Here is a 14,237-nt window from a genome sequence, read left to right on the forward strand (position 1 = left end):
TGCCCCCTTCGGCGTCGTACACAAGGCTGCACGAGGAGGTGGTGAGGATGACTGCAGTAGTACTCGATCTGACAGTGAGAGATCTGGCCGACGCCGATCTGGCCGCGTGTGGCTTTGCCGGCAGCGAACTGCACCTGACGCAGGTTGCCAAGGAGCTCGACCGAGCGCGTGGTGGAGAGGTCGACTACCTTGCCGTCTGCACCAAGACCGACCTGCCCGTAGCTATCGGCGGGGTCGACTACCTGCCGCATCCCGGTGCAGGTTCGCTGTGGCAGTTGTCCGTGCACCCGGCTTTGCAGTCCTGTGGGATCGGGACGGTGCTCATTCGGGCTGCGGAGCAGCGGATCTTGGCCCGGGGTCTTGATCGGGCCGAGGTCGGTGTCGAGCTGAGTAACCCTCGAGCCCGTGCCCTCTACGAGCGGCTGGGGTACGTCGCGTACGACGAAGTAGTCGAATCTTGGGATCAGCAAAACCCTGACGGTTCGATCACGCGGTACGAGACGACCTGCGCTCAGATGCGCAAGGAGCTGAGCGAGGGCAACTAGTGTCCTGAGTCGGAAGTTCGACGGCGCTTTCGGCGCCCAGGCACGCACCTCACGGCACGTGCCCAGCGCCCACGATGCTCCGCATCGAGGCCACTGACCACGCACCGCGATGCACGCACCTGAACACCGAAATCTCTCGCCGAACTTCCGACTCAGGACACTAGCGGGGATTAGGTGTGCAGGGTCGGGCGGTAGATGAGTTCTTGGGTGCGGCCGTCGAGTGTGCGGCTCTCGAGTAGTTCGAGGTCGAAGTCCGCGGCGCCCTGGAAGATCGGCTCCACGCCGGTCTGGCCGGCGATCACCGGGAAGACGGTCACCTGGACATGGTCGACCAGACCGGCGGCCATCAGGGCGCGGTTGAGCGAAAGGCTCCCGTGAGAGCGGAGCGGTACGTCGGACTCCTCCTTGAGCCGGGCGATCGTGTCGACGGCGTTGCCGCTCACCGCGGTTGCGTCCGGCCAGTCGAACGGGCCCTCGAGAGTCGACGACACGACCGTGGTCGGCATGCTTCGCATGCGCGCGTTCACCGGGTCGAGCGCCTCGGTCGGCACCTTGCTCACGCCCACCATTTCCATCATCAGCCGGAAGGTGCTGCCTCCGAACACCATCCGCTGCTTCTCGTCGTACGACGCGAGTCGCCGGTCCAGGAACTCGGGGCCTTGCTTACCCCAGTACGGTCCCCAGTCGGCGTTGTCGTACGACGCGAATCCGTCGAGGCTGGAGAAGACGTCGAAGGTGTAAATGGCGGTCATCATGCGCTCCCTGAATCTCCGGCCGACCCCGTGGACAGCCACCCACCACTGCGTCGAACACATCACCTCTGAGTCGACATCGTCCCCCAGAATTCTTCCGAGGAGGTCAGTTCGCGTGGTCCGCAGGTGGTTGCTGGGCAGCGTCCAGGCAGTAGATCTCGATGGCTTGATCGCCGAGGCTTGAACCGAAGCGACCAGCATCCGCATCCTTGCTGAGCGCACCGCATTCGCATCGGCCGTACCCGGATGGATCCAGCGAGACGAAACCGCCGCAGCGAATGCATCTGGCGAAGAGATCCGCGCGCATAACCCAGCCTGGACCTCCGCCAGTAGCCGCCGGGCCGTTCCCAAGGTACGTGTATCCGCTGACCATTCACCGAGCCTAAACGCACTGAGTGTCAGGGAATCATGCGGTTGCCAAGTCACGATCGGGAACGAAGATGTTGAGTTGCGCCAGGTGGTCGGGTGTTTGTTCGATGATTTGGGCGTGGTCCAGGAACGGATGGTCGGGGATCCAGGGCTCCGGGAGAGGGGCGACCTTGGTCCAGTCGGGTGGAGGTTCGCCTGCACCCTTGAATTCGTGGGCGGTCAGGGCGGCGAGGAGTGTGTCGAATCCGGTGTGAAGGGTTGTGCCCGGTGCTGCCTCCCAGGCGGCTTCGGAGCCATCGCGGCGTTTTAGCAGTAGGCGCAGGTGGTCGCGGCCCTGGAGCAGCATTCGCCAGGCCCAGTCGTCGTCACTCGCCTCGCGGATGGCTGTGGCTGTGGCGGGAGCTGTCATGATCCGGTGCTCGCGCGCGTCGTGGAGGGCGTGAGCAATCCGCCCGGCCCGGAGGACGAACTGCGCCGTCGGCTTGGTCCTGCCGGAACGGTAGGTGGACAGGCGGGACGCGGACGTGCGGAGGGCAGTGGCGAACGCAGCCTGGGACAGTCCGCTCTCGTCGAGGGCGTGGTTGAGCAGCGCGGTGACCGCCTGACTGTCCTTGTCCATCTCGCTCCCTTATCCAATCAGATAATACAAGCCAAACCGGGTCATGGGGCAAGGCTGGGGAAGAGGCGGAGGGCTTCGGTGACGAGGGGGGAGAACAGGTGGGTGTCGGCTGCCGTTGCGAGAACGACCCCTCGAACATCTTCCGAAGCGATGTCCTGGACGACGGGCCCGGCGACCTCTACGCGCGAAACGACGCCCGAATGGGTGAAATTGATGGGGTGACCGGAGGAATCTCGGTCGACGTGGAAGGTGAATGCGGTGCTGTCGAGTGCTTGGGTGAGTTCTACGCCGCACTCTTCCAGGAGTTCGCGGCGAAGGGTGGTCAGTTCGGATTCGGCGGGCTCGGGAGAGCCTCCTGGCAGGTCGAGGAGTCCCTCGTATGGTCCTCGCGTCTTGCGTACGAGGACGAGTTGGCCTTTCTGCTGCCAGATCGCGTAGACGCCGAAATGTTTCATCGTCCGGCTAGTCGGCCAGCTTGGTGATTGTTGTCAAGTATTTGTGGGGGATTTCGGCGCGTGTTCGGAGTTCGAGGGGATCGGCGTGTGGGATGAGGCGTAGCCAGGAGATGAGGCGGTGGACGTTGGTTAGGGCCTCGGCTGCGGCCAGGTCGGTGCGTAGTACCTGTGGGTCGGCGTCCAGGTGGTTGCGCCAGACGGTCAGATAAGTGTCGTGCAATTCGTCGCGGTGCGTGCGGGACAAGGGCGCGCGGGTCCATTCCACGACCGCGTCGAGGAGGCCGTGCAGCGACACGAACGGGTGGCCCCAGATCGTATTGCCGAAGTCGAAGAAGCGCGGTCGCAGTACGCCGGTCGAGCGGTCGGCGAAGATGTTCGCGGGGTACACGTCGTTGAACTCCAGATCGAGCGGGACGACATCGCTGAGAGACGCGGTTCGTCGGTCCAGTACGTCGGCGGCGAGCTCAGCTCGCTTCAGTACGTCGGGATCCGGCCGCAACGGATGCCCCGGCCGCAACAACGCCCACTCCCGGGCAACGCGGCGTACCCGCTCACCGGCAGCGCTGGGTGCGAGCTCGACCATCCCTGGGTACGCCGTCATGTCGACGCGGCCGTGGACGGCGCATTGCAGGCGGGCGAGCGCGCGGACGAGGATGCATCGAGTCCGTTGATCGCCAACGTCAGCGTGTGTGACCGTCGTACCTTGATCGTCCGTGAGGAGCCACCGGCGTTCGCGGTCTACGGCGAGCGGCACGATCACGTCGTCCGGTGCGAGCTGCGCCAGGGTCGCGACCAGGCCGGCCTCGAAGGGATGTCCGGGATTGTTCTCCTTGAACCACACCAGGCCCTCGACGGAGACATAGCAGCGCACGACGGACCAGAAACGAGCCCGGTAAGTGACAGGCACGCCGCTGATCCGGCGACCGTGTTCGGCGAGGCGACAACCGACCCACGCATCCGCAGCCTGCGTCCATTCTGGTGATAACCAGCGGTTGACCCATTGGCCCTCGGCGTCCGGACCCAGTGGTCTCGCCGGCGGCGGATAGTGCGGCACCCACGCGACGTTATCGCCCGGCACCGACAGCGAATAACCGTTTGCCTGGTCGCCGGTCCGCTCCCAGACTCCCATCACATGGATGACGCTGAACTCGATGTACTGCTGAGGAACGACCGTTATCCGCGGTCGGCCGCGTACTCGGCCCGGTGGATGGTCGACGGCGGGATGGGGCCGAACCCGGTGTGGCAGGCCGAGGCATTGACCGGCCTCATGTCGCTGGAGCCCGGGATGCGGGTGCTCGACATGGGATGCGGCGCCGCGCTGAGCTCGATCTTCCTGGCCAAGGAGTTCGGTGTCGAGGTGTGGGCGACCGATCTGTGGGTCAAGCCCGACGAGAACCTCCGCCGCGTGACCGAGGCGCAGGTCACGGACCAGGTTCACCCGATCCACGCGGAGGCCCACGCCCTGCCCTTCGCTGAGGACTTCTTCGACGCGCTGGTCAGCATTGGCGCCTATCACTACTTCGGCACCGACGACCTCTACCTCGGCTACTACTCACGTTTCGTGAAGCGCGGCGGTCAGATCGGCATCGTGCAGCCCGGTCTCGCCGAGGAGTACGAGACGCTTCCCCCGCCGCACCTCGAGCCGTACTGGATGTGGGACTTCTGCGCCTGGCACAGTCCCGCGTGGTGGCGCCGGCATTGGGAGAAGACCGGCCTGGTCACCGTCGAGGTCGCCGACCGACTGCCCGACGGCTGGCGCGACTGGCTGCAATGGAACGAAGCCTGCGACCACGACAGCGGTACGCCGGGCCGAACGGAAGCCCAAATGCTCCACACCGACGCCGGCCAAACCCTCGACCTCACCCGAGTAGTAGCCCACCGCAACTAACCGTCTCAAAGTCGGACCAGACGACACAGGGGTCCTGCATGATGGCGGCGTGGAAGGTGAAGAGGTGCTGACGGGTGGGAACGTCGCCGACCTGGTCGTGCGTGTGGGATCGACGGTGCGGAAGCCCGCGCTTGCGCAGGCGGCCGGGGTCCAGGCTGTGCTCGAGCATCTGGCCGAGCGCCCGTTCGCGCCCCGCTCGTACGGGCGTGATGAGCAGGGGCGGCAGGTTCTCGAGTACGTATCGGGCGATCTCGCCCACGCGATGCCCCCGTCGACCCTGGACGAGTTGCGCCGGGTCGGGCGGCTGATTCGCGAGCTGCACGACGCGATGGAGACCTTCGAGCCGCCATCGGATGTCACCTGGCACGTGATCGTCCCCGACCCCGCGGGCGGCGACCTGATCTGTCACAACGACCTCGCGCCGTGGAACCTGGTCCGCAACGACGAACGCTGGGTGTTCATCGACTGGGACAACGCAGGCCCTTCGTCACGACTGTGGGATCTCGGGTACGCCGCAACCGCGTTCGTCCCGTTCGTGGCGGGAGGCGACGTCGGAGTCGACGCCCCGAGATTGCGCGCTCTCGTGGACGGGTACGGGCTCGACCTCGAACAGCGCCTGGCCCTGCCGGCGCAGATTGCGGCCCGCACGCGGGGACAGTACGACCTGCTGGTCCGCGGCCGCGAGACAGGCGAGCAGCCCTGGGCGCGCATGTACACCGAAGGCCACGCCGACTACTGGGGCCCGGCCGCCGAATACATCGCGAACCATCACGACGCGTGGCTCACCGCACTGACCTCGGACTACCCAAGCTAAAGGCTCATGATGGTGGGTTGACCCAGCGCTGGTAAGTGGGGAGGTCGACGTTGCTGCCGCAGATGATGGTGAGGATGTGGTGGTTGGCGAAACGGGTGGGGTCTTCGAGGACGGCGGCCAGGCCGAGGGCGGCGGAGGGTTCGACGATGAGGCCGGCGTGGTCGAGGAGCAGGCGCATGGCGGTGACGATCGATTCCTCGTGGACGAGTACGGCGTCGTCGGCGATCAGGAGGAGGTCGTCGAGGACCTCCGGGATCGGGAAGCGGCCGGCCACCCCGTCGGCGATCGTGTTGGTGGACTCGGTTGTGATCACGCGACGCCGGCGCCACGAATGGGTCATCGCCGGCGCGCCCAGCGGTTGAACGCAGACCACGTCGACCTCAGGCGCCAGCTCCTTCACCACATGACCCACGCCGGTCGCCATCGCCCCGCCGCCGAGTGCAATCAGCACGGTGTCGAACTCCGGCGTACCCTCCACCAACTCGAGGCCGATCGTTGCCGCGCCCTCGCACGTCTCGAGGTCCAGGCTGTCTTCGAGCAGCCGGATCCCGTCGTACTGCGCGATCGCCGCCGCCCGTTCGCGTGCGAGTTCGTGGTCGCCGTCGACGAGCTCGAGCTTGGCGCCCAGTGCGCGGATGCGTTCGAGCTTGGCCTTGGTCGCGAACCGCGAAGCGACCACGGTGACGTCGAGACCGCGACGCCGACCCGACCAGGCGAGCGCCTGGCCGAGGTTCCCCGCACTCGCGCAGACGACGGCCCGCGAGCCGGCCTCAGCCAGCTGGCTCGCGACCAACTCGGTACCGCGGCCTTTGAAGCTGCGCACGGGATTCGCCGTCTCGAGCTTGATGCTCACCTCGCACCCGAGCGCAGGCTCGAGCGCCTCGCACCGGTACTGCGGGGAGTCCAGAAACACGGGATCGATCACGCGCCGAGCCGCCCGAATCCGACCGGTATCAAGCCGACTCTCGCCCACAACGAACAGCCTAGCGGCTCAGACGTGGTGGCAAGGTCTCCAGGAGATCGACGTACGCATGCCCGGCCGCAAAACTGTCCGATCGACCGAGATGCTCGAACTGGTTGAGCAACTCACGCAGCGACGCGAGGTGATCGCCATCCGCGCGCCCGCCGAGGAATTCGATCGTGCGCGCTGCCTCGGGTGAACGGCGGGCGAGCTGCTTCCCGGCGATCGGTACGAGCGCCAGCCGCATCGCCTCGTGATCATCGAGCGTGTTCGGCGAGGCCGGCTCGTGCTCGCCGCGGTTGAGGTACTCCGAGAGCGTGGCCGGCGTCCGGGTGATGCCGTGCCGATCGAACACGACCGTGCTGTCGGACGGCCAATGCGCCAGCGAGACCGGATGAATGTGCCAGTCGACCCACAACGGCAGACCGTCCACGACGTACTGCGCACTGGCCGCCCGAGTCCCAAGCGGTCCGTTGTGCCGAGCATCGATCTCGAACGCGATCCGCCCCGGCCCGCCGGGAAGTCGACCAGGTACTGCGTCCTCGTCGAGCCGCTCGTCCGCCACGACATGAGCGGTCATTCCTCGCCGGAGAAGCGTTCCCAGGCTGACTGGCGGCTGATGCCCAGAGCTTCGCCGATCCGCGCCCACGTGACGGCTCGGGAGCGGAGCCGCAGTACGCGATCCTGTACGGCGACCTCGACCTGACCGCGAGACGACTCGATCCGGGCCATGTCGGCCAGTAGCTCGTCATCGGTTTTGCCGTCCAACGGCGGGAAGAATGGCATCGGCTTCCCACTCAGCAGCTGCTCACACAGGCCGACGCACTCGTTGCAGATGAACACACCCGGCCCCGCGATGAGCCGGTCCACCTCGTCCCGCAACTTCCCACAGAACGAGCACCGCACCAGACTCTCCGACATGACGCCTCCCAATCTGTCAGGCTCGCCCTGACAACTGTTTGTCAGGCTAGGCCTGACAAACCTCGCGGGTCAAGACCGGGTTCGTGCTAGTAGTACGTCCTATGGCTGATTGGGAGATGTCGGAGTTGCCCCGGGGGATCGTGGGGTTGTTGGGGGAGCCGCGGGCGTTGGGGGAGATCGCCGGGCGGCTGGAGGTGACGGATGCTCGGGTGCTTTGGTACCTCGGGAAGCTCCGTGACGCCGGGCGGGTGGTGGAGGATGCCGGGGTTTGGCGGCGTACTCCGGCGGGGGCAGAACTTGCGGAGACGCCGGCGCCGGACTGCAACGGGCGTACCGAGTTGCCGGGGTCGAGTGCGCAGGATTACGTGCAGGCGTACGCCGATGCGGCGGCTGGGATGTTCGGTGCGGGGTTCGTGCAGGACAGTGGGGAGCACGCGGGGCGGGTGCCCGGGGAGCGGGTCGCGGAGTTCCACGAGCGGCTGTTGAGTCTGGTCGGGGAGTACTTCGCGCCGGACAAGGTCGATCGCGCCGCCAGCCCGAAGTATGGGTTCCGTTGGGTGCTCACACCGGTAGACCTGCATCCTCTGGACGTCTAGGCGGGTACCCAGCACAGGCAGAACGGGTGGCCTGCGGGGTCGGCGTACACCTGGACGCCGCGGGCGGCGACGGGGTCGTCGGCGGGTTTGAGGAGGCGGGCTCCGAGGGCGAGTGCTCGCTCGTGGGCAGTGGTGTGCGCGTCGATACCCTCGAAGTACAGGTCGAGGTGGATCTGCTGCGGCGTACCGTCGGGCCACTCTGGCTGGACATGGTCAGGTGCCAGTTGGACACCGAGCGCCCAACCCCCGTCCACCCAGATCGCGTGCCAGCGGTCGCTCCACTTGTCGACGGTGCCGTCGAGGAACGCCGCCCAGAACGCGCTCTCCGTCTCGATATCGGCCGCGTCGAAGACGATCATCCGGTGCTTGATGTCCATACACGGCAGTCTGACTGCTGAAGTGGCCAGGCGGATCACTTACGGTGATGTGTATGGCGTTTGCTGCGAAGGGGAGCAAGGGAGAGTCGTTCCTTGCGGTGGTCGTTGGTGGTGGGGCGGCGTTCGGGCTGGTGGTGATCACGTCGCGGGCGTGGAAGGCCTGTCACGTGGACGTCACCGGCAGCGTGCCGAACGGATTGACGCTGCTGTTCCTCGGCGTGCCGCTCGCGTTGATCGTCAACCTGGTGCTGTTCACCGTCGTCTTCCGGTACGCCGGGAAGGCGTTCCTGTTCTCCCTGATCGCCGCCGCCATCGCGATCGCGATCGCCGACCTCGCGCTGTTCTCCTGGCAGGGCACCCCGGCCGGCTCGCCCGGCACCTGCCCGGGCAACGTCCCGCCGTGGTGGCCCACCTGGATCCCGACCTGATCTGCGGATCTCCACGCCATCACAATCGCCCGCATCGGCGGGCTCAGGCGTGAGTGCGCGCGATCGTCGCGATTGTGATGGCCTGGGGATCCGTCACAACATTCGCAGTAGGGCGGCAGCGCGTTCCGGGTCGCCGATGTGGGCGGTCGCGGGGAAGAGGCGGCCCCAGGAGCCGGCTCGGGTCAGGTGGCTGAGTCGGCGGGCGAGGGTGGCTGCCCGGTGGAGCGCGGACCGCGGATGCTCTGCGGTCCACGGCTCCAGGTACGCGTCTTCGAGCCGCGCGACCACCTCCGGTCCGAGTTGCTCGGCCGCGCGGTCGAGCGCGACGAGCAGGCTGCAGAACGGGTGGGCGACGTTCGCGTCACCCCAGTCGAAGAACGTGTACCGCCCGGGACCAGCGACCAGGATCTGACCGTCGTGCAGATCAGCGTGGTCGAGCGTCGCAGGGATCCCGAACCCGGCAAGCTCCGCGCACCAGTCCACCAACCGAGGCCGGAACGCCAGCAACCACTCCCGCTCATCCACCCCAAGCGTCCGGTTGCCGGCCACCGTCTCATCGAAGAGTCGCGGGAGTTTCCGGGCGTCGGGTACGCCGAGCCGCACGAGCTCATCGACCCGCGGAACGAGCGCCCGCTGGAGATCGGCGTACTGCACGAGCACCTGCTCCCAGTGCCGCACGTCGAGAGACTGAGCGCGCAGCAGCGGACCGCCGTCAGGCAGGAGCGACCAGCCGCGGGCGGCGTCGACGGCGTACGGCGTGAGCACGTGCTCGGGCGCCCATCGCGACAACGCCTCGGAGAGCGCCGGCTCGAACGCGCTGCCCGGCGAGGTCGCCTTGAACCAGACCGGACGCTCGGCCAAGACCCGGATGATCACGGACCACGGACGGAGCCGCACCCGCCGCGGCCCTGTCTCGCAGACATCGAGTACGGCGAGTTGCCGATCGAGCCAGTCGAGGGCCGTTGCGCGCCAGGACGGATCCTCCCAAGGCGTCCGCGCGTCCGGGTACGCCCCGCGATCGATCTGCATGGGTCGATAATCAGGGAATGACGCGCTGGCCGGACACCCATTTTCGGGTCGGCATCTCCGGGTGGCGCTACCCGCCGTGGCGCAAGGTCTACTACCCCGAAGGGCTCCCGCAGCGCGCCGAGCTCGAGTACGCGTCGAACCGGTTGAACTCGATCGAGCTCAACGGCTCGTTCTACGCGCTCCAGCGACCCTCGTCGTACCAACGCTGGTACGACGAGACTCCCGACGGCTTCGTGTTCTCGGTCAAGGGCCCGCGGTTCGTCACGCACCTGAAGCGGTTGGCCGACGTCGACGCGCCGATGGCCAACTTCTTCGCCTCCGGAGTGCTTGCGCTCGGCAACAAACTCGGCCCGGTGCTGTGGCAGCTACCGCCGAACTTCCAGTACGACGCGGAGCGGTGCGCGGCGTTCCTCGCACAGTTGCCGCGGACAACGTCCGCTGCGGCGGAGGTTGCCAAGGGCCACGACGAGCGGATGGAGGGCCGCGCGTTGCTCGAATGCGCCGTCGACATCCCACTCCGGTACGCGATCGAAGTACGGCATGCCAGCTTCAAGACCAAGGGATTCGTCGAGCTGGCGCGGGAGCACGACGTCGCGGTGGTCTGTGCGGACACGGCCGGGAAGTGGCCGATGTTCGAGGATGTGACCGCGGACTTCGCGTACGTCCGGTTGCACGGTGCGGACGAGCTCTACGTGAGCGGGTACGACGACAAGTCGCTCGACCGCTGGGCTCGGAAGATCCGCTCGTGGAAGTGCGACACCTACGTGTACTTCGACAACGACGCGAAGGTGCATGCGCCGTACGACGCCGAGCGGATGGCGAGCCGGCTCGGGATCAGTTCGGCCGCCGCCGAAGTATGACGGGCTTACCGTCGGCGGCATGACTGAGAACCCTGGAGAACTCGTCGAGCAATCGGTGCAGCGGTCGCTGAAGCTGGTCGTCACCTGGCCGGCGTGGGACGGAGAACCGCGGACGTCCGACGACGGGCGGACGTTCACCCCGCACAAGGCGGTCCGCCGGATCGCCGACCACCTGGTCGACCACCTCGCGGAGGTCGAGGCGCTGCTCGCCGGCGTACCGACGCAGCCCGACGAGTGGCACGCGAGCGCGCTCACGACCGCTGCCGACCTCGCGCCGTTCACCGAAGAGGACGTACGCGAGGCCGAGCAACGGCTCGGGCGGCTCGGGCGGACCTTCGTACTGCGGTACGCCGCGCTCGACCCAGCCGAGTGGGACAAGGACCGCAGCCCGAACTGGACCCTCCGCCAGATCGCCGAGCATCTGACCGAACTCGACTGGTACGCCGAACAAGTCGGCGACCTGTCGCAGAAGGACTAGTTGCAAACGGACTAGTTACAGCAGGGCTAGAACAACCGGGCGCCGACCGGCTCCTCCAGGTCGAGCAGGAACTGTTTCCGCTTGAGACCGCCGGCGTACCCGGTGAGCGAGCCGTTCTTCCCGATCACCCGATGGCACGGGATCACGATCGACAACGGGTTCTGCCCGACCGCCTTGCCGACGGCCTGCGCCGTGTGGGCCGGTTCACCGAGCCGCGCGGCGATCTCGCCGTACGTCGTGGTCTCGCCGTACGGGATCTCCTCCAGCACCGTCCACACCCGGCGCTGGAACTCGTCGCCGGCCAACCGGGTCGGGAGTTCGAAGGTCACCCGCTCGCCGGCGAAGTACTCCTCGAACTGCTCGACGACCGCGGCGATGAGCGGGTCGGTGGCTTCGACCCGCTCACCCAGCATCTCCGCCGTCGGCTTCACCCAATGGTGCGGGAAGTAGACGCCGACCAGCTCGTCGCCCGCGGCGACCAACGTGAGCTCGCCGATCCGGGTGCTGACAGTCGCGTGCCTGTTCATACAGGTAGAACGCGCCGGCACCCGGATCTGTGAGGGCCTACGACCCGATCCGCTCCCGCGTCCGCTGCCGGAAGCTCCGGCCGGTCTCGCTCAAGTCAGCCCGCAGTACGTCGGCCACCGCGACCGCCGGCGTACTGTCCGACGGCCCCTGCGCCACCCACTCACCGTGCGGGTTGATCACACCCGCGTCGAGACCGGCGCCCGGGTTGGCCGGGACGGCCAGGCTGATCCACGACGTGTTGATGGCCGCGATCCCCCGAGTCTGGATCCCGATGTGGCCGTTGCTACCGACGCCGTTGCTGCAGTACGACACCAGCACGCCGTCGACCCCGAGGCGGTCGTACTCCGTGAACACCTCCGGGAAGAGCACGTCCAGCCCTAGCACCAGCCCGAAGCGGTACCCGTCGACCTCGACCGTCACCGGCCGGCTGCCGGGCGTGTACATCCAGGCGACCTTGGTCGCCGACAGCATGCGTTCGTCGTACCGTGCGACCAGCTTCCCCTGATCCGACACGACGTACATGCTGTTGTGCGGCCGGGCGTCGGGCAGTGGGTGGACCGCTGGGATCACGGTCCAGATCCTGAGTTCCCGGGAGAGCGCGATGATCTGGTCGAGCTCGTCCTCCAGGACCTTCCAGTCCGCCTTGGTCCAGTCGGACGGACCGACCTCGTCCGGGCCGAGTGAGGACAGGATCCGCTTGCTGGGGAAGCAGATCGCACCTTCGGTGAAGTGCACCAGTCGCGCCCCGGCGGCCGCGGCCTCCCGCATCAGGCGGCGGATCTCCGTGCCGCTCTCGCGGAGCAGTGCGGGGTCGGTCGGGTCCTCGTAGACGGTGGACTGGGCGGCGGCGATTCGTAAGGTTTCCGGCATGTCTTCTCCTGATGGAGTCGGACGGAAGTGCCGGAGGGCAGACGTGTAGGACTCACCGGTTTTCGCGGCGCGGGCTCGGACCCGTTGCTTGAAGTTCCTGTGCGCTGTCATCTGGCCTTCCACGCACTCGCACGCGATCCCCCCAGCGATCCCGTCGAGGCGGCTGACCAGGACGAGCGGCCCGAGACAGGAAGTCCCTTTGCCTTCTCATGGTGACCGCGCTGGGGGCAGTCGACGAAGGTGAGGCGCAGGCCGCGCCGGACCCACATCCTCAGCGAGCCCCAGGGCGAGAGTCAATCAGGCTCGCCGACGGCGGGCCTCAGCGGTGCAGGTGGTCGTCGGCCGCGGCCATCGCCACCCCGACCAGCTCCGGGCTGAGATCGACGACCGAGTTGCCGTCGGCGTCCAACTTGCCGGACTCGGTGATGGACAGGCCGATCAGTGCGAGCGCTCCGGCGCGGTGCCGTAGCAGGCGAACGGCCGGGTCCTCGGGGTGCGGCACGGGGCCGGCGTCGTCCCGCTCCCAGGCGGCGACGGCGCGCTCGGCCAGGGCGGCCGGCACCGTGACCCGGATCGCGGGCAGTCCGGCCGCGCGGAACGTCGTACCGATCAGACCCAGCACTCGTGCGTCGTTGGCGTACACAGCCCTGGATCGTAGCGACCACGGGCGGCATAAAGTCGGACCTGGACGCGGTTGTCATCGAAAGTACGACCAAGACGATGGTTGGGAGCAAGGGTGAGCATTCGAGTCGGGTACAAGGCGTCGGCGGAGCAGTTCGGTCCGCGGGAGCTGGTGGAGTACTCCGTCCGGGCCGAGGAGCTCGGGCTCGACAGTGTGACCGTGTCGGACCACTTCCTGCCGTGGCGGCACGAGGGCGGCCACGCGCCGTTCGCGCTCGCCTGGATGGCGGCGGTCGGCGAGCGGACCAACCGGGTACTGCTCGGTACGTCGGTGCTCACGCCGACGTTCCGGTACAACCCGGCCGTGATCGCGCAGGCGTTCGCGACCCTCGGCGAGCTGTACCCCGGGCGGGTCATGCTCGGCGTCGGCACCGGCGAGGCGCTGAACGAGATCGCCGTGTCGGGGATGGAGTGGCCCGAGTTCAAGGAGCGGTTCGCCCGGCTGCGCGAGTCGGTGCAGCTGATCCGCGACCTGTGGACGAAGGACGGCGTCAGCTCCGAAGGGCCGTACTACAAGACCGTCGACGCCTTCATCTACGACCGTCCGGAGACGCCGATCAAGGTGTACGTCGCCGCGGGCGGACCGCTGGTCGCGAAGTACGCCGGCCGCGCGGGTGACGGGTTCATCGCGACGTCCGGCAAGGGGATGGAGCTCTACACCGAGAAGCTGATCCCGGCCGTTCGCGAAGGCGCCGAGAAGGCCGGAAAGAAGTTCGAGGACATCGACCGGATGCTCGAGGTCAAGGTGTCGTACGACCGTGACCCCGCGGCCGCGCTGGAGAACACCCGGTTCTGGGCGCCGCTCTCGCTGACGCCGGAGCAGAAGCACAGCGTCACCAGCGCGACCGAGATGGAGCGGCTGGCCGACGAGTTGCCGATCGAGCAGGTCGCGAAGCGGTGGATCGTGGCGTCCGACCCGGAAGAGGTCGTGAAGCAGTTCCAGCCGTACCTGGACGCCGGGTTCAACCACTTCGTCGTGCATGGGCCGGGACACGACCAGGAGCGGTTCCTGACACAGTTCACCGAAGACGTTCTGCCGTTACTGCGCAAACTGTCTTGAGTAAAG

20 protein-coding genes are annotated in these 14,237 nt (G+C 67.3%); 8 read left to right on the plus strand and 12 right to left on the minus strand.

All coding sequences use genetic code 11. The features are described 5' to 3' along the window. Positions 1–47 precede the first annotated feature (47 nt). Positions 48–545 (plus strand): GNAT family N-acetyltransferase, encoded by a 498-nt coding sequence (locus tag OHA18_RS16075; protein ID WP_329004897.1) that lies wholly within the window; start codon positions 48–50, stop codon positions 543–545. Between the two features lie 170 nt (positions 546–715). Here OHA18_RS16075 and OHA18_RS16080 read toward each other — a convergent pair whose 3' ends face one another. From OHA18_RS16080 to OHA18_RS16095, 4 genes are all read right to left on the minus strand, one after another. Next, positions 716–1,297, minus strand: a complete 582-nt coding sequence (locus OHA18_RS16080; protein WP_329004898.1) for a dihydrofolate reductase family protein — start codon at positions 1,295–1,297, stop codon at positions 716–718. 406 nt (positions 1,298–1,703) lie between these two features. After that, a complete protein-coding gene (locus tag OHA18_RS16085; protein ID WP_329004899.1) occupies positions 1,704–2,285 on the minus strand; it encodes a helix-turn-helix domain-containing protein in 582 nt (193 codons plus the stop codon). A 41-nt stretch (positions 2,286–2,326) separates the two neighbouring features. After that, positions 2,327–2,740 (minus strand): NUDIX domain-containing protein, encoded by a 414-nt coding sequence (locus OHA18_RS16090; RefSeq protein WP_329004900.1) that lies wholly within the window; start codon positions 2,738–2,740, stop codon positions 2,327–2,329. A gap of 7 nt (positions 2,741–2,747) precedes the next feature. Continuing rightward, entirely contained in the window at positions 2,748–3,869 is a 1,122-nt protein-coding gene (locus tag OHA18_RS16095) for a hypothetical protein (RefSeq protein ID WP_329004901.1), read from the minus strand. A gap of 3 nt (positions 3,870–3,872) precedes the next feature. Between OHA18_RS16095 and OHA18_RS16100 the strand changes: the two genes are divergently transcribed. Both OHA18_RS16100 and OHA18_RS16105 read left to right on the plus strand, forming a co-directional pair. After that, positions 3,873–4,628: an SAM-dependent methyltransferase gene (locus tag OHA18_RS16100; protein WP_329004902.1), complete on the plus strand. Its 756-nt coding sequence runs from the start codon at positions 3,873–3,875 to the stop codon at positions 4,626–4,628. Between the two features lie 49 nt (positions 4,629–4,677). Further along, on the plus strand, positions 4,678–5,442 hold the full coding sequence (locus OHA18_RS16105) for a phosphotransferase (RefSeq protein ID WP_329004903.1): 765 nt from the start codon (positions 4,678–4,680) through the stop codon (positions 5,440–5,442). A 4-nt stretch (positions 5,443–5,446) separates the two neighbouring features. Here OHA18_RS16105 and OHA18_RS16110 read toward each other — a convergent pair whose 3' ends face one another. From OHA18_RS16110 to OHA18_RS16120, 3 genes are read right to left on the minus strand one after another with little or no spacing between them, the layout of a single operon-like run. Next, positions 5,447–6,367, minus strand: a complete 921-nt coding sequence (locus OHA18_RS16110; protein WP_329004904.1) for a threonine ammonia-lyase — start codon at positions 6,365–6,367, stop codon at positions 5,447–5,449. A gap of 58 nt (positions 6,368–6,425) precedes the next feature. Continuing rightward, positions 6,426–6,983, minus strand: a complete 558-nt coding sequence (locus OHA18_RS16115) for a hypothetical protein (protein WP_329004905.1) — start codon at positions 6,981–6,983, stop codon at positions 6,426–6,428. After that, a complete protein-coding gene (locus OHA18_RS16120; RefSeq protein ID WP_329004906.1) occupies positions 6,980–7,324 on the minus strand; it encodes a ClpX C4-type zinc finger protein in 345 nt (114 codons plus the stop codon). The genes OHA18_RS16115 and OHA18_RS16120 overlap by 4 nt, the downstream gene beginning before the upstream one ends. A gap of 101 nt (positions 7,325–7,425) precedes the next feature. Between OHA18_RS16120 and OHA18_RS16125 the strand changes: the two genes are divergently transcribed. Continuing rightward, complete coding sequence (locus OHA18_RS16125; RefSeq protein WP_329004907.1) at positions 7,426–7,920, plus strand: hypothetical protein; 495 nt, start codon at positions 7,426–7,428, stop codon at positions 7,918–7,920. Here OHA18_RS16125 and OHA18_RS16130 read toward each other — a convergent pair. Continuing rightward, positions 7,917–8,297, minus strand: a complete 381-nt coding sequence (locus tag OHA18_RS16130) for a VOC family protein (RefSeq protein WP_329004908.1) — start codon at positions 8,295–8,297, stop codon at positions 7,917–7,919. The genes OHA18_RS16125 and OHA18_RS16130 overlap by 4 nt on opposite strands. 53 nt (positions 8,298–8,350) lie before the next feature. Here OHA18_RS16130 and OHA18_RS16135 point away from each other — a divergent pair, with 53 nt between their 5' ends. Further along, on the plus strand, positions 8,351–8,725 hold the full coding sequence (locus OHA18_RS16135; RefSeq protein WP_329004909.1) for a hypothetical protein: 375 nt from the start codon (positions 8,351–8,353) through the stop codon (positions 8,723–8,725). Between the two features lie 93 nt (positions 8,726–8,818). On the opposite strand, the gene OHA18_RS16140 is transcribed toward OHA18_RS16135, so the two are convergent. Next, entirely contained in the window at positions 8,819–9,754 is a 936-nt protein-coding gene (locus tag OHA18_RS16140; RefSeq protein ID WP_329004910.1) for a phosphotransferase, read from the minus strand. Between the two features lie 17 nt (positions 9,755–9,771). Between OHA18_RS16140 and OHA18_RS16145 the strand changes: the two genes are divergently transcribed. Together OHA18_RS16145 and OHA18_RS16150 are read left to right on the plus strand one after the other, a co-directional pair. Beyond that, a complete protein-coding gene (locus tag OHA18_RS16145; RefSeq protein WP_329004911.1) occupies positions 9,772–10,614 on the plus strand; it encodes a DUF72 domain-containing protein in 843 nt (280 codons plus the stop codon). Between the two features lie 19 nt (positions 10,615–10,633). Continuing rightward, a complete protein-coding gene (locus OHA18_RS16150) occupies positions 10,634–11,092 on the plus strand; it encodes a hypothetical protein (protein WP_329004912.1) in 459 nt (152 codons plus the stop codon). Between the two features lie 26 nt (positions 11,093–11,118). Here the strand turns inward: OHA18_RS16150 and OHA18_RS16155 are convergent, their stop codons facing one another. The 3 genes from OHA18_RS16155 to OHA18_RS16165 form a co-directional block, all read right to left on the minus strand. Next, positions 11,119–11,619: a methylated-DNA--[protein]-cysteine S-methyltransferase gene (locus OHA18_RS16155; RefSeq protein ID WP_329004913.1), complete on the minus strand. Its 501-nt coding sequence runs from the start codon at positions 11,617–11,619 to the stop codon at positions 11,119–11,121. Between the two features lie 37 nt (positions 11,620–11,656). Further along, complete coding sequence (locus OHA18_RS16160) at positions 11,657–12,490, minus strand: carbon-nitrogen hydrolase family protein (protein WP_329004914.1); 834 nt, start codon at positions 12,488–12,490, stop codon at positions 11,657–11,659. 319 nt (positions 12,491–12,809) lie between these two features. Continuing rightward, positions 12,810–13,133 (minus strand): hypothetical protein, encoded by a 324-nt coding sequence (locus tag OHA18_RS16165; RefSeq protein WP_329004915.1) that lies wholly within the window; start codon positions 13,131–13,133, stop codon positions 12,810–12,812. 93 nt (positions 13,134–13,226) lie between these two features. On the opposite strand from OHA18_RS16165, the gene fgd reads away from it, so the two are divergent. Next, on the plus strand, positions 13,227–14,231 hold the full coding sequence (gene fgd / locus OHA18_RS16170) for a glucose-6-phosphate dehydrogenase (coenzyme-F420) (RefSeq protein ID WP_329004916.1): 1,005 nt from the start codon (positions 13,227–13,229) through the stop codon (positions 14,229–14,231). Positions 14,232–14,237: the final 6 nt, after the last annotated feature.

Source organism: Kribbella sp. NBC_00709, from assembly GCF_036226565.1.
Taxonomy (GTDB): Bacteria; Actinomycetota; Actinomycetes; order Propionibacteriales; family Kribbellaceae; genus Kribbella.

What these genes read in the sequence shown, in the direction of transcription:
- OHA18_RS16140 (WP_329004910.1), bottom strand. Translation starts at nt 9,754, where the DNA reads ATGCAGATCGATCGCGGGGCGTACCCGGACGCGCGGACGCCTTGGGAG.
- OHA18_RS16160 (WP_329004914.1), bottom strand. Translation starts at nt 12,490, where the DNA reads ATGCCGGAAACCTTACGAATCGCCGCCGCCCAGTCCACCGTCTACGAG.
- OHA18_RS16130 (WP_329004908.1), bottom strand. Translation starts at nt 8,297, where the DNA reads ATGGACATCAAGCACCGGATGATCGTCTTCGACGCGGCCGATATCGAG.
- OHA18_RS16120 (WP_329004906.1), bottom strand. Translation starts at nt 7,324, where the DNA reads ATGTCGGAGAGTCTGGTGCGGTGCTCGTTCTGTGGGAAGTTGCGGGAC.
- OHA18_RS16085 (WP_329004899.1), bottom strand. Translation starts at nt 2,285, where the DNA reads ATGGACAAGGACAGTCAGGCGGTCACCGCGCTGCTCAACCACGCCCTC.
- OHA18_RS16150 (WP_329004912.1), top strand. Translation starts at nt 10,634, where the DNA reads ATGACTGAGAACCCTGGAGAACTCGTCGAGCAATCGGTGCAGCGGTCG.
- OHA18_RS16080 (WP_329004898.1), bottom strand. Translation starts at nt 1,297, where the DNA reads ATGACCGCCATTTACACCTTCGACGTCTTCTCCAGCCTCGACGGATTC.
- OHA18_RS16145 (WP_329004911.1), top strand. Translation starts at nt 9,772, where the DNA reads ATGACGCGCTGGCCGGACACCCATTTTCGGGTCGGCATCTCCGGGTGG.
- OHA18_RS16095 (WP_329004901.1), bottom strand. Translation starts at nt 3,869, where the DNA reads ATGGGAGTCTGGGAGCGGACCGGCGACCAGGCAAACGGTTATTCGCTG.
- OHA18_RS16100 (WP_329004902.1), top strand. Translation starts at nt 3,873, where the DNA reads ATGGATGACGCTGAACTCGATGTACTGCTGAGGAACGACCGTTATCCG.
- OHA18_RS16115 (WP_329004905.1), bottom strand. Translation starts at nt 6,983, where the DNA reads ATGACCGCTCATGTCGTGGCGGACGAGCGGCTCGACGAGGACGCAGTA.
- OHA18_RS16155 (WP_329004913.1), bottom strand. Translation starts at nt 11,619, where the DNA reads ATGAACAGGCACGCGACTGTCAGCACCCGGATCGGCGAGCTCACGTTG.
- OHA18_RS16090 (WP_329004900.1), bottom strand. Translation starts at nt 2,740, where the DNA reads ATGAAACATTTCGGCGTCTACGCGATCTGGCAGCAGAAAGGCCAACTC.
- OHA18_RS16075 (WP_329004897.1), top strand. Translation starts at nt 48, where the DNA reads ATGACTGCAGTAGTACTCGATCTGACAGTGAGAGATCTGGCCGACGCC.
- OHA18_RS16135 (WP_329004909.1), top strand. Translation starts at nt 8,351, where the DNA reads ATGGCGTTTGCTGCGAAGGGGAGCAAGGGAGAGTCGTTCCTTGCGGTG.
- OHA18_RS16125 (WP_329004907.1), top strand. Translation starts at nt 7,426, where the DNA reads ATGGCTGATTGGGAGATGTCGGAGTTGCCCCGGGGGATCGTGGGGTTG.